Raw genomic sequence first — 13,446 nt, 5'->3', positions numbered from 1 at the left:
CCTATTGGCGAAGCGAGAAACTCCAATGTACTCTCCACGGGAGATACTCCATAGCAATTGAACATCAAAAGCTATTCGCAGATGGCAAGACAATTCGCAACGTGGCCTACAAACACCGTTTACGAATGGATCTCGTGGAGGGTCTCCGGCGGTGGCTTTCTCGATATATCCGGCAATAAACGGTCCGGACTGGACAGAGCCCGAATTGACACCACCGGCGGAAAGGATCGGAGTTTGGACACGCGGCAAGCAGGTAGACCGTCTTGATGGCCATATCCGTTCTGCGTAACAGGATAATATGGCGCTCGAAGGTTCGTATTTTTATCCGATACGCCGGGCGATCCGAACTGGTGAAACTAGAACCCGCATGGAATAGGTGTCATGTGCAGCCCGTACCAGATCTCAGACCGGGGACCTGCATCCCGTCGAGAAGTTTCTGGTGCCAGAGGCACAGGGGAAATGGATTGCGAGGCAGGGCCGGTTTCCAATGCCATCCGCATGAGGGGTCCGCACCCCATCGTGCCAAGCCTATCGCCGCTACCGCTGGTCGTCGTCTTTCTCGATGGATTTGCTTTCCTTCGATTTTTGGAGCGTATCCCTGGCCTGACCAGAAATTCCTTTCAAGTGCCGCTTGAACTGAAGATATGGGGCTTCTCGCATGAACGGTCTTGCAAATTTCAGAATTCGATCTGGCCGCGTGTTTTCCAGTGCCTCGCTGAGTTCAGCCTCCCGCATATCAGCCTCCCGCCGAGCCTGAGCCGCACCCTTCAATACGCGGAACAGTTTCCTCAGAATGCCGCCTGATGCCGCAGGATCGGCTTGCATCTTCTGCAGCAGTTTGTCGGCGATTTCCGGGGCAGCACCTTTGGCGGCGACAAAGCCTTTTTCGTTCTTGTCGAGGTCGACTACTCCGTACCCTTGCTCGACATAATCCACGGCCGCCAGTGTCGCATCGGCCGCAACGATTTTGCTGCGCACCTTATTCCAGGCGGCCATGATCCATTTTCCGACTTTTATAGCGGCTTCAGGCCTGCGCTGAATTTGGGCGAGGAATGGCTCGGCATCCTCTGGTGAGACACCCTTCTTGGGACGGTAACCTTCCTCGCAGTTGGTATCAGGCACAATCATGTTCGCCGCGAAACCATCCAAAGCGGCAATCTGGGCATCGACATATTCGGTTTTGTCCTTGACTGCCGCCTCTGCCTTGGCCTGCGCCTGGGCATCTATACGCCGCTCCCACGCCTGATATTGTTCAGCCGCGCGGGTGGCAGCTCCGCTGTCCCGACCCCACATTTCATGGATCGGTGCGGCAGCCTGGACGATTACCTCTAGACTTGCACCGGGTTCCCGGCAAGGCTCGAACCTACCGCGATCGACATCATACTCGATGGTGCCTGCTGTCATCCCCTCCATGAAATACGAATAAACCTCCGCCTCTGTTGCCTTCCCTTCAGCGACGGTGGCTTTCTCATCCGCCTGGTCGAGATGATTATCGGCAATGGTCATCTGGTGGTGGGCTTCTCTTTCCATTGTCATCGCAGCATCCTCGCGCTGCCCAAGCTTTTCGGCTCGCTGGTCGAGCACCACCTGCTCGCTGGCCAATGCGGCCTGTCCCTGGGACAATTCCTCCTGGCCTTGTATAAGGGCGGCTCGTTCATTTGCGATTTCTTCCTCGGAAGTGGCCTTGTATTCCTCCAAAGCCTTTTCCTCGGCGCGGATGCTTTCCTGCACGTGTTCGGCATTCGCGATTGTTTCCTTGGCCTCTTTCAGTTTCCTTCGCGTTTTCGCCAGTTCCTTTTGCGCCGCCTTCAAGGCTTTCCACTCCGCTTGAGTCAAACGCGCGCGACCAGGTCCGATACGTGTCAGCCCGAGAAGGCTGGAAACATCTTCATGCAATTCATCCTGCCACTGGCGCATAGCATTACAATATGCGCGATCCTGACCGGAGACCTCATCGTCCTGCCAGGACTTAGCCCGCCGGATCCTGTCGACGGCAGCTTTGCCGGGATGGAGCCAATTGATCGTGCCCCGGATTCGATCTATTCCATATATATGGACATGCATATGGGATTCGTCTCGATGGATCACTGCCATGGCAAATTCTCCACCGGCAGCTCGTAAGCGGTCGGCTTCCCATTCGGCGGCCTGTTTCAAGGCGTCAATGCATTCATCCATCAATTGAGGCTCGGCCCACGCGTCGGCGCTGAGCACCGGCAGCGAAAAGACAGAGGCATAGAGGGTATGGGCATCCTTACGGATGGACTTTTGCCTGATGGTTTCGATGCCGGTCTTGCGGTCCGTATAAGGCACTTCCAGCTTGACGGCGCAGGCCTCATCATGGGCCGCCCGTAGCTCATCAAAGCTCGCACAGGTGCCCGCAATGATCAACGGATCGGTGTCGGGTTCCTCGACGTGATCGCATGCCCCTGGCTTACGCTCGGCCTCATCGATAACCTCGTCCACTTTCCAGGCGACGTCGCCATTTGCCCGCTTCTTGCGCTGCCCACCTTTGCGGGAATACGACTCCACATGCCCAAACTGATATCCTTCCATTCGCCAATTTCCTCAAGCCTTTTGTTGACCTGATGGGTGAAATAGGGCTGGCATTCCGAAACGGAAAAAATAAAAGAACGAGCGCCGGAGCCACCTCGCTGGATTGCGGATGTGGAGGGTGATTCAAGAGTTTTTAGTGACCGACTATACGTCTTGATTTTCCGCTTTTCGCTGATCAAGACGTGCCGGCTCGCCGAGGGCCCTTGCAGGGAGCGGCGGCGGTCCCCCAGACCACCGCATGGAAGGCGCCCAACCCTTCCAAACCATCCCGATTCAAGGAGCGTTCGCCACGCCCCCTGAAAACCCCAAGGCGCCTGTCTGGCGGACGCGAGACAACCCTTCGGCAGGATTTTCTCGCGGCTCTTTTGCCACCGTCCCTCGACGAGTTCAGGGGCTGCTCTGCGCGCCCCCAAATCCCCCAGCGCCCAGGGAGACCATTGCCCATGCCTCCCCAATCCCCACCAAGGGCAATGCCATGATTGCAGGTCCCACCAACCGGCAATCACGGCCTTGGACAGGAGATCATGTCGATCAGATTCTCGCGCAGCAGCCGATAGGACGCCGCGCGAGAATCCAATCGAAATTAGAAGAGAGGATAGAGCCGAGCGTCATTGTTCAACCTTTCACCAATGGAGAAACAATGCGCAAGCTGAACGCAATATCCGATTGCCAGATGGCCAGCCTCGAAGAGGAAGATGTCGTGCGCGAGGGCGATATCGTCTCCTTCCGCTTCCCTGTAGCTGACGGAAGTTTGGAACGGCCACCGCAAATCCGCCCCTGTGTCGTTCTGGCTGCGAACGTCATGGCTGCCACGCCCTTTGTCACTATCGCCTATGGGGTCAACGACGATGGCAAGGGGAACCATGACGCCAGCGATTTCCTGATTACCAACCTGGAGGAAATCCGTAAGGCAGGTCTCAAGGGCCCAACGCGGTTCATCTGCCGTCATGCCCTTTCCGTGTCTGTCAACAATGACAGCTTCGAGCACGATATCTTCGGCTCACCTGTTCTCGGACACCTGACCGGCCCGGCACTTGCCCGCCTTCACCAGGTCCGAGAGCAAGCCCGTGCCGAGGCCGTCGCGGCTGCCGCTTATCGCGATCATAGGCGCCGGAAAAATTCCCTCAAAGCCGAATGCAAACGGCCAGCGCCTTGCCAGGTTAGCAATAACCGCGAGCCATTCCGTGGCAAACCACGTGCCCGAGCCCAAATCTGATCGCCTGCCTGTCCGACCCTCACAGTTGGGGGCCGGACAGACCCGTCTCGCTTTCCAATTCAAAGAAAGGATTTTTCCATGCCCGCAAACCCACAAAAACTTCAACATACCCTTACGTTCTACAACGGAGACAAGGGCACCGATTTTGATCGCCTTGCCGATATCGGGGCTGACGCAATCCAGGCCGCACGTCGAGCTCTTAACTGCCTCCCGAACGATGTGCCCATTGGAGACCTGTTCACCGATCCGGCTGATTTCATTGAATTTGTCGATGCCGTAAAAGAACGCCGCGTGCTTGAGGATGGCTTTTCCGACATTGTCTCAGAGCTGTTGGCAGGACTACTTGTGGTGCAGGGACGTCACCCTCTCTCTCAGCCTTTGTCGAATTTTCGCAGGGAAGTGTATGAAGCACTTAATTGGTCCAATCGGTTCCTTGACCTCATGCAAGCCCACAAGGCGCGAGGCCATGGTCTGCCTTACTTCGATTTGATGCCAACTGATCCAACCCAATAGCAGATCAACGCCGTCGGCAAGCCATCAGATTTGCCGACGGCGGTCCACCATTTCCACGCTGGATCCCCATGCAAGCCAGACATCTTGGCCTGCATGACTGTTGCGCATTCTGGAACATTCGGCCGGTCATTCTGGTGACATTCGGCCACCTATTCTGGCGTATCCGGCCACCCTTGGCGAGCCGTCTTGAGGCCTTAAGATCTAGGTATCATGTGTGGTCGGTTTCGTCACCCATGTTGGCTTGAGTTTTTCGGAATGATTGGCCCTCCAGTTCGATGCGGTAGGAGTTGTGCACGAACCTGTCGAGGATGGCGTCGGCGAAGGTCGGCTCGCCGATGACATCATGCCATGTGCTGATGGGCAATTGGCTGGTGATGAGCGTCGAGCCATTGCCATACCTTTCCTCGACGATTTCCAGCAGGTCGCGCCGCTGGCTGGCATTGAGGCGATCCGGTCCCCAATCATCAAGGATAAGCATCCGGGTTTTTGTGAGAGTCCTGAACAGACGTGGGAAGCGACCGTCGCCGTGAGCTATTTCGAGTTCGTCAAACAGGCGCGGCGCGCGCTTATAGAGAACCGTGATGCCATCCCGACAAGCCGCTTGCGCGAGGGCACACGCAAGCCACGTTTTCCCGACCCCGCATGGCCCGACGATGCTCAAATTTCTTTTGTCGTTGATCCATTTGGATGTCAGCAAAGTCTGGAACAGGGCTTTATCGAGGCCCCGGCGGGCTCCGTAATTAATGTCTTCTGGTGAGGCGCCAACATGCCGCAGGCGTGCAGCCCGCATTCGGCTTTCAAAACGCTTGGTCTCACGATTGACGCTTTCCCGCTCGACCAGAAGAGCCAACCATTCGGCATGGGTCAGGTTGGCAGTACCATCTTGACCGTCAAGCTCGGCAAAGGCTTCGGCCATGCCGTCGAGTTTAAGGGTTCTTAATTTGTCCAGGGTTGGATGTATCAGCATTGTTGTCTTCTCCTAATGGAAGTATTGGGACCCACGGATATTGGGGTGAGTGATCGCGGGGCCGTCCGTGGGCTTCTCTCGGCGTTGGCGATCTCGTCCGGTCTTAAGAATGGAGTGAACGGATGTGTAGGAATGGGCGTTGATCTCGAGCGCCCGCTCGCAGGCGGCATCAAGGCGATCGGCCCCGAAGCTCTTGGCCAGCCCAAGGACACCTATGCAGGTGCGGTAGCCCTGTTCAGGATGTTTTCGTTTGCGCATGACGACATCCACGAAGATCTCGACATTGGGACCGATCCTGGCGGCTTTCTGGCGCAGAGCCTCTGGTGTCCAGCCTGAACGGAAGCGATGATTAGGCGGCATATGCTCGTGCAGGGTTGTATGCTGACGGTTGCCTGACGACCGGGTATGTGCGGCAACTCTTTGACCTTTATGGAAGATCTCGATGGTGCGGGCGGTAATCCTTGCCCATAGATCCTGACGCAGCAATTGATACGGTACCGAGTAATAATGGTGGTCAATGTCGACGTGATAATCGAGCCCGGCCCGGCACTTCTTCCATTCGGCATAGACATAGGGCTCTTTGGGCAATGGCTTCAGAGCTGGTCTGTCCAGGGTCTCAAACAACGACCGGCGGCTGGCACCCAGATGCCGGGTCACCTTGTCATTCAACTGATCCTGTAAGGGCCGGATGGCGGCATTCAGCTCGTCGAGGCTAAAGAATTGATGATTGCGAAGCTTGGCCAGGATCCAGCGTTCGGCCAATTGCACTGCGGTCTCGACCTTGGCCTTGTCTCGCGGTTTGCGGGGCCGAGCTGGCACAACGGCGGTATCATAATGGGCCGCCATGTCGCCATAGGTGCGATTGATCACCGGGTCGTAAAAACAGGCCTTCGTCACCCCCGCCTTGAGATTGTCAGGCACGATCATACCCGGAACCCCGCCGAAGAAGGCAAGGGCCCGAGTGTGACTGCCAATCCAATCTGGCAGGCTCTGGGTCCAGGTCGCCTCGATATAGTTGTAGCTCGACGCGCCCAGCGTGGACACAAAGATTTGGGCCGTCCTGATCTCGCCGGTCTTGGGGCAGGCCACATCCACAGTCTGGCCAGCATAGTCGACGAACAATGTCTCGCCGCCAACATAGCGCTGGCGCATCACAGGCCTGAGCTTGCCTTCCCACGCTGTATAGCGAGCGCAGTATTGGCTGTAACTGTAGCCATCAGGATGAACCTCTCGATATTCCTGCCAAAGCAATCCCAGTGTCACACCCTTGCGGCGTAACTCAGCATGCATATAGGGCCAGTCAGGTTGCGGTATTGGGCGGGACGATGCATCAGGCTGATGTGGGTAAAGAAGCTGCTCCAAGTCACTGTCAGATAAATCACTCGGCAGTGGCCACGTCAGGCCTGCCAAATCTGCACGCCGAAAATACTCCGATATTGTCGCTCGCCCAATCGAAAGGCTCTGCCCCGTTCGAAGTCCTGACAGTCCTTCTGCACGAAGCCGCAGGGCTTCTTTGATCTTGCGCATGGGTAATCTCTTCATTGGGCGTCCTCACGTTCCTAAAGAACGCAAGATAGCCGGTGAATGATCACCTCAAAATGGTCGCCAAATCCCCATCATCTGGGGTGGCCGGATGCTCCAGAATCGATGGCCGGATCAAATCAGTATGGGTGGCCGGATGCTTCCAGAATTAGTGGCCGGATACGGCCAGAATGCGCAACTGTCGACGCGCCGGATCATCATTTTCCATGATGGTGTACCCGGCAGGAATTTCACTTGGACAGTAACCCATCCCTCTCTATTCTATCGGAGTACATATATATATGACGTCACCATCGAATCCGACAAAGCCGAGCAATCCTATGCGCCTTCTGATTTCTGCCGATATTCATCTCGGCTCGCCAATCCGCTCGGCTGCGATGCGCAACCCCGAACTGGGCGATCAATTGCAACGGGCCAGCCGCGACACCTTTGCCTCGATCATCGGCTTGGCCATTGCCGAGCAGGTCGATGCCCTGGTGCTGGCCGGGGACATCTTCGATAGCGCCCAGCCAGACCTAAAAGCCCGGGCCTTTCTAATCACCCAATTGACCCGCGCGGCGGAGGCAGGGATTCCAACCGTGCTGATACGCGGAAACCATGATGCCTTGCTGGGAGACGGTGTCTATGGCGATCTCGGCCCCATGGTCCATTTGCTGGACAAGGGGCACCCAAACGTGGAAATCGGCGGCGTCATGTTCCATGGCCTGTCTTTTAACAAGGCGCATTTTACCATAAGCATGTTGCCGGATTATCCAGTTCCCGTGCCGGGGAGGAAGAATGTCGGCCTGATGCATACATCCCTTGATGGTACCTCCGGCCATGATCGTTATGCCCCTTGCTCAGCCGATGAGCTTTTGGCCCATGGTTATGAACTTTGGTGCCTTGGCCATATTCATGCCCCCTTCGAACGGGCATCAGATTCCGCCCTTGCCATTATGCCCGGCATTCCGCAGCCGCGCCATATTGGCGAGCGCTTCGGTGGTTCTGTTGTCATTGCCGAACTCGGGGATGGTCTGCCGACCTTCGAGCGGCATGCGGTTGGCAAACTGGCCTTCGCGGAATGCGCTCTGGACCTGACGGAATGCGCAGACATACAGGAAGTAACAAGGGAAATCCGCGCCGGGCTGCTAGCAGTTCAGGATCCCGAGTGCAATGTCGCGGTGCGCCTGACAGCCACCACGAACCAGCATTCAGCAGATTTGCTCACCAATCTTGCTGAGGAAGAACTGGAGAGCATGGACCGGGTCTATCTGGACAAGGTCAAGTCCGTCGCTCCAGAGCATAAAGACAATTCCAAGGCCGACGACCTCATTCGCCTGATGCGGGAAGAATTGACCGAGCCGGGCCTACAGACTTCTGGCAAGCAAATCCTTGATGATCTCCGCGCTGTCCTCCCGCGCGAAATCGCCGATGAACTGGATGAGAATTCCCTTACCCAGCTTTATGAAGAGGCCATCCATGAAGTCTCCCTGTCCCTTCATGCGGGAGGTGAATCATGAGGCTGAACCGACTTGATCTGATCCGTTATGGCCGTTTCAACGACGCCCATATCGATTTTCCCCGTCCGGCTAATGGCAATCCCGACGTCACGCTGATTTATGGCCCCAATGAATCTGGCAAATCCACGGCCTTCACCGGCTTCCTTGAACTTCTCTTCGGCATGCAGGTGCGGTCCCATCCCTATGCCTTCCGGTATGAGCGCCCCGACCTTCTGGTTGGGGCCGAGCTGGATATTCCGGGGCGCGGGTCAATGGTTCTACGCCGCAGCAGCAAGGCAAAGCAATCTCTTCAGGATGATCAGGGACGCCCGGTCGAGGAAGCCATCTTGTTCGGCGCCCTTCATGGTCTCGATCAGGAAACATATCTCGAGCGCTTTTGCCTCAATGATGAAGGCCTGCGCAGTGGCGGCGAACGCATTGCTGATGCCAAGGGCGATCTGGGGCAGCTGCTCCATGCCGGGGTCTCGGGCCTGACCAACATGGCCAAGGTTCTGGAGGACATGGAGGGGTTGGCCGACAAGTTCCACAAGAAGGGTGGACGATCCACCATTCTCAAGGAAGGCAAGAACCGCCTTTCCGAGATCAACCGGGCCCTCAAGGCAGAAATCCTGACGCCGGATAAAGAGCGATCACTCCGCAAGGCCCGTGATGATGCAGAAAAGGCTTATGAAGCCGCCAATGACGGGCTTACCGAGGCTCGTCACAGGCAAGCCGCAGGAAAAGCAGCACGGATCTGGCACGACCAGACACAAGAAATGGCCCGGATTGAAGAGGCTTTGAGCCAATATCCCGATGGCCCGGATCTGCCGAAGGGCGCCATGGAACGTGTGGCCGCATTGGTTGCCATGATGGCGGAAAAGTCCCAACGTATCATTGAAGCCGACGAGACTATCAGGCGTCACAAGGAAATCATCGCTGACAATGGGGCTGATCCTCTGGCACCAGCCCTTGTGACAGAACTCACAAAGCTCGATCAACTGACCCTTGATGGAGCACCCCTGACGGCTCGGGCAGTGACCGCGCAATCCGATCTGGCCAAGCGCATTGGGGAACGTGATGAGCTATCACAACAAGTCTCACAGATCCTTGCGTCCCTGAACATCCCTGATGTGCCAGTCACAGCCCTTGTGATGGAAAGTCAGGAATTGGAGACATTGGCCAATGCCGCGCAAGCCTGCCTGACGACTAAGGCCGAGCTGCAATCGGCCCAGACCATCCTCCAGAATGCCCGGGATCAATTGGGTGAAGCCCCATCCAAGCCGCAGGATCTGTCACAATTGACTGCATCCTGGAACAGATATCAGGCCATCACAGATCCTTCACATCTGGCACAGATGGTGGAGACGGAACGTGCCCGGCTGGCAAAGGCTGTTGCCGGGTTGCCCGTGACATGGCCAGCCCAAGTGGAACAGGGCCTTCCTGCAAGGGAGACACTGCAACAAGTTCATCAGGAATGGAACAGCCTTGTCACAGCCATCACAGCCGCACAACAGGATCTTGAGGAGCGTGAGACTGCCTGTTCCAGGGCCATTGCTCAAAGACAGGCTGATGAAAGCGCACCTTCTTCCATTGATATGGCTGAAACAGAAGAAACACGCCGCCTCCGGGAAGTGGCATGGTCGGACCATCGTGGCACCTTGTCTGACGACAGTGCCGATGTCTTTGAAGAAGCCATGCGCAAGGATGATGGGGCTCGCACTCATTATTTGATGGGCACAGAAGCCCGCAAGCAGTTAGAAACTTCCCGTCGCCAAGAAGCGGATGCACTGGCGCTTCGTGATATGGCACAAAGGAAACTCGACAATCTCAAGGGCCGTCACAGGGACTTATCATCCCGGATCACATCCCTTGCCATAGCCTTGGGCCTACCAGAAGGCACGGGACCGGATTCCTTTGCTGAACGGCATACTGCTCTCATGAATGCCGCTGATATCAAGGCCGATCTTGCCAATGCCGAACGGGAGCTGGACGCTCTTGTCAAAAAAAGACAGGCTGCCCTTGATGATCTGACTTCTGCAGCACGATCCATCGACATCATCGCGGATGAAACGGGTCTTCCCTCAAAGATCTCACGGGCTCTGGCTCTTCAGGACAACATCGCCGAGACTTGGGCCAAATGGGAGCGGTCCGCTCAAGCTGTCACTGGATATGTGGATGCCGTCACAAAGGCAGAAAAGGAGAAACATGCCGCTGTCACCAAGCTGGAAGTGTTGACTTCCTCTCTTCCTCTGGTCGACAGGACGCCATCCGGCATCAAGGCGTCTTTGCCCCATTTACGCCAGTTGCAACAGCTTTACATTGATCATGACAAGCTGACTGGCCGCATTGAGGCCTTGGGTCGGGCCCTTGAGACCCTGTCACAAGGCGCGGCACAGATTGTCTCAATCCTTGATGACGATGATGTGCTCAATGATGTGCCCCATGATTTGACTGGTGATGATCCTGTGACAATCATTGATATGGCCCGCACCAGAACAGCCAATGCAACCCGGGCTGATGAGATCAGAAAAGCGGAAGAAGAAAGGCTGGCACAGGAAAATCACATCCGTGATCATGCCATCTCAGCCCGTGATGCCGCACAGTCAGAGATTGATCACTTGTTCAACGACCAAGAGGGAGATGATTTCCAGCCCCTTGATCGGGCGACGCATCTTGCCGAACGGGATGCCCTTCGTGCCGATCTCACGACAGCCGATGCGCAACGGCGTGAAGCACAAGACGGCGTTTCACAGGACTTGTTCGATGAAGAACTGGCACATCTTCCCAGTGCGACCCGGGAAGCTGAGCTCCAGCAGGAGCTGGATGATGCACAAGACATCCGCGACAAGGCACGGGATGAATCTGTTGAGCAGGAACGCCTCTACAAGGAAGCCTTTGATGCCGCCGACAACAGTGCCCTTGTGACAGAACAGGCCACCCTTCTGGAGGAACTTCGCTCCGGTGCCCGACAGGCTGCCATCTCCCGCCTCGGCGCATTGGCAGCAAGAAGCGCCTTGCGTCGTTTGGCATCAGAACGCCGCAGCACCATGCTCAGGGACGTGGAACAGGCCTTTGTCACCATGACGGCGGGAGAATGGAAACGAGTCGAGGTCTGGAGTGAAGTCCAGGGCGAGAAGCTTGTCGGCATCAAGCCCGATGGATCCGCCGTTCCCGTCGAGAAAATGTCGACCGGCACCATGGGCCAGCTCTATTTTGCCCTCCGCTTGGCGGGCTACCGCAGCTTCGTTCGTGATCCAGGCCCACTCCCCATGATCCTTGATGACATCATGGAGACCTTTGACGACGCCCGCGCCACCGCCGCCCTCAACCTCTGTGCCGAGATCGGGCGAAGTGGGCAGGCCATCATGTTCACCCATCACAAGCACTTGGTGACGCTGGCGCAGAAGACCATTCCCGGTGTGACAATCGTCGAGATGCCGGGGTGAAGATGGCTGGCGATACAGAACGGGGCTGATCGCAGCCCCGTCGCTCTTTCTCAATAGACACGATCCAGAACGTTTCAGGATTCCTGCCTTTGCATCGGCAAGCATCCTGCCGAACTCTCATGCCCCGTTCAGGGCGAACAGCGTGTCAAACCATCCAGTTCAGTCAAACAGGAACGATTTGCCGTGAAAAATCTCTTCATCAACATGGGATCTTCCATCAGTATCCGCAGCCTCGTCAAAGGAAAGCTCAATATTCGGGAGTTCTCTGCCGATGAAGTGGCCAGTTTCATTGCCACCACACGAAAACAGGGCGGTAAAACCATTGGCCATTTCGAGTTAGGATCAGTCCCGTCAACGGAGAAGGAACGCAACTTTCACCAACTCCTTGTCGCCTTTGAAGTCATGACCGGCACTAGGCTGACCAGGGATGATTTCTTCTCAGACCCAGTCGGTGATGGTGAGCTGATGCCGAACTTCAATTACGTGCCACGGGTGAACGAGACCTCAAGCATGCTGGTCGTGGAATATTATTTCGAAATGGATATGGATCGCTTCGCTGAAAATGACGGCGGGAAGGACGTGTTTTCGGTTTCACAGGACCACATGGACTTCTATCTGTTCGAACATAACGCCGGTTCAAGGTGATACTGCTGTTGGCAGCAGACCCCACCCGGTGTCGAATATGAGCATCAACTGGTAAACAGGGCGGATTGCGGACTTGCCGCGCTGCAATAACGCTATTGCCTACAATCGGTGCAGCGGACATTCACATGCTGATCAGAGCGATCTGGCACTAACGACTTAGTTGGGCGGAGAGCAGGCTTGCGGCAATATAGCGGCCCGCACCCCAATTTGTGTAAGAATGCAGTTTCACCGGGTATTACTGGCTCAATAGCCCATCGTTTACCTCCTCACATACAGTTTAAATTACGAAGCACACCCTCGGAGTTGGTTACCGTTGATCCTTTGGAAACATGCTCGCAACTCTGTTCACATGCTGTGTTTTTTGAAATTGATACCATTGGCCTGCTGCGTCTCCCTCACATATTTGACTATCTTTTTGACCTGGCCTTTAGGTACATCAGGGAGAGGCGGCATACTCCCATATGGCCAATGATGCTGGCGGACGCCATTGGCAACCGCCAGATAAAACGCAACATCGGCATGATGCCCAGGATTGTAAATGTCGTGAATGAGCGGAGGACCCGCCTCTGAACCTTTGCCGTCTTCACCGTGGCAAGCTGAACAATTGACGTTAAACAAATCGCGGCCCTCTGCGCCGATAACTGACAGTTTTGGTACAGTGATTTAAGCGATTGTTGCGCTCGATTTCCCTGAATTCTGACTTATCTTGCTATAGAGAACAAAGCCGCCGGCCGCCATAACGGCGATTAGAATATAGGGCGTCCAGTTTTTCTTCTTCATTGAATTTCCTTGGAAACGGGAGTTTTCAGGATTGAGTTTCGGGTCCAGAGATAGGTCAGGACCGGCGTCATGATTGCGAGGCCGCCGATGAGAATCCAGCTCAACGAAGTCGACCCGTCAGAGGTGACCCACTGTTCGCCCGCATGGGTGAGTAGAAAACTCATAGGGATGAGACCAAACAGGGTTGCAATTGTAAAACGGGTCAGAGACAGCGCAGTCAGACCAGCTGCATAACTGACGGCATCAAATGACAAAAAAGGGATCATGCGCGTCACAAATACCGTGAGCATCATCATGTTCTGACTG

The 13,446-nt window shown here is 55.8% G+C and carries 10 protein-coding genes; 5 read left to right on the top strand and 5 right to left on the bottom strand.

The window, feature by feature from the left end; genetic code table 11:
- Positions 1–537: 537 nt before the first annotated feature.
- Positions 538–2,553 carry a hypothetical protein gene (locus FDK21_RS20235; RefSeq protein WP_138150678.1) on the bottom strand — a complete coding sequence of 672 codons (2,016 nt, stop codon included), beginning with the start codon at positions 2,551–2,553 and terminating at the stop codon, positions 538–540.
- 475 nt (positions 2,554–3,028) lie between these two features.
- Here FDK21_RS20235 and FDK21_RS20230 point away from each other — a divergent pair, with 475 nt between their 5' ends.
- Complete coding sequence (locus tag FDK21_RS20230) at positions 3,029–3,769, top strand: hypothetical protein (protein WP_138150677.1); 741 nt, start codon at positions 3,029–3,031, stop codon at positions 3,767–3,769.
- A gap of 78 nt (positions 3,770–3,847) precedes the next feature.
- Positions 3,848–4,282 carry a hypothetical protein gene (locus FDK21_RS20225; RefSeq protein ID WP_138150676.1) on the top strand — a complete coding sequence of 145 codons (435 nt, stop codon included), beginning with the start codon at positions 3,848–3,850 and terminating at the stop codon, positions 4,280–4,282.
- Positions 4,283–4,490: 208 nt separating this feature from the next.
- Here FDK21_RS20225 and istB read toward each other — a convergent pair whose 3' ends face one another.
- Both istB and istA read right to left on the bottom strand, forming a co-directional pair.
- Positions 4,491–5,249 (bottom strand): IS21-like element helper ATPase IstB, encoded by a 759-nt coding sequence (gene istB / locus FDK21_RS20220; protein ID WP_138150675.1) that lies wholly within the window; start codon positions 5,247–5,249, stop codon positions 4,491–4,493.
- Between the two features lie 12 nt (positions 5,250–5,261).
- Positions 5,262–6,791 carry an IS21 family transposase gene (gene istA / locus FDK21_RS20215; RefSeq protein WP_138150674.1) on the bottom strand — a complete coding sequence of 510 codons (1,530 nt, stop codon included), beginning with the start codon at positions 6,789–6,791 and terminating at the stop codon, positions 5,262–5,264.
- Between the two features lie 320 nt (positions 6,792–7,111).
- Between istA and FDK21_RS20210 the strand changes: the two genes are divergently transcribed.
- The 3 genes from FDK21_RS20210 to FDK21_RS20200 all read left to right on the top strand — a co-directional run bounded on the left by FDK21_RS20210 (position 7,112) and on the right by FDK21_RS20200 (position 12,360).
- Positions 7,112–8,290 carry a DNA repair exonuclease gene (locus FDK21_RS20210; protein WP_171022235.1) on the top strand — a complete coding sequence of 393 codons (1,179 nt, stop codon included), beginning with the start codon at positions 7,112–7,114 and terminating at the stop codon, positions 8,288–8,290.
- Positions 8,287–11,715, top strand: coding sequence for an AAA family ATPase (locus FDK21_RS20205; RefSeq protein WP_138150672.1), 3,429 nt, complete (start codon positions 8,287–8,289; stop codon positions 11,713–11,715). Before FDK21_RS20210 ends, FDK21_RS20205 begins: the two co-directional genes overlap by 4 nt.
- Before the next feature lie 183 nt (positions 11,716–11,898).
- Positions 11,899–12,360 carry a hypothetical protein gene (locus FDK21_RS20200; RefSeq protein WP_138150671.1) on the top strand — a complete coding sequence of 154 codons (462 nt, stop codon included), beginning with the start codon at positions 11,899–11,901 and terminating at the stop codon, positions 12,358–12,360.
- Positions 12,361–12,705: 345 nt separating this feature from the next.
- On the opposite strand, the gene FDK21_RS20195 is transcribed toward FDK21_RS20200, so the two are convergent.
- Positions 12,706–12,999, bottom strand: coding sequence for a cytochrome c (locus FDK21_RS20195; RefSeq protein ID WP_281405415.1), 294 nt, complete (start codon positions 12,997–12,999; stop codon positions 12,706–12,708).
- 137 nt (positions 13,000–13,136) lie between these two features.
- Positions 13,137–13,446 (bottom strand): VTT domain-containing protein (locus tag FDK21_RS20190; protein WP_138150669.1); only part of this gene is annotated, 310 nt, incomplete at its 5' end.

Source organism: Cohaesibacter sp. CAU 1516, from assembly GCF_005771485.1.
Classification (GTDB): Bacteria; Pseudomonadota; Alphaproteobacteria; order Rhizobiales; family Cohaesibacteraceae; genus Cohaesibacter; species Cohaesibacter intestini.
The sequence above is the reverse complement of the archived record's forward strand: the minus strand, read 5'-3'. Positions and strand labels throughout refer to the sequence as shown.

Excerpts from the sequence above, each read along its gene's own strand:
- FDK21_RS20235 (WP_138150678.1), bottom strand. The coding sequence starts at position 2,553 with ATGGAAGGATATCAGTTTGGGCATGTGGAGTCGTATTCCCGCAAAGGT.
- FDK21_RS20230 (WP_138150677.1), top strand. The coding sequence starts at position 3,029 with ATGATTGCAGGTCCCACCAACCGGCAATCACGGCCTTGGACAGGAGAT.
- FDK21_RS20225 (WP_138150676.1), top strand. The coding sequence starts at position 3,848 with ATGCCCGCAAACCCACAAAAACTTCAACATACCCTTACGTTCTACAAC.
- istB (WP_138150675.1), bottom strand. The coding sequence starts at position 5,249 with ATGCTGATACATCCAACCCTGGACAAATTAAGAACCCTTAAACTCGAC.
- istA (WP_138150674.1), bottom strand. The coding sequence starts at position 6,791 with ATGAAGAGATTACCCATGCGCAAGATCAAAGAAGCCCTGCGGCTTCGT.
- FDK21_RS20210 (WP_171022235.1), top strand. The coding sequence starts at position 7,112 with ATGCGCCTTCTGATTTCTGCCGATATTCATCTCGGCTCGCCAATCCGC.
- FDK21_RS20205 (WP_138150672.1), top strand. The coding sequence starts at position 8,287 with ATGAGGCTGAACCGACTTGATCTGATCCGTTATGGCCGTTTCAACGAC.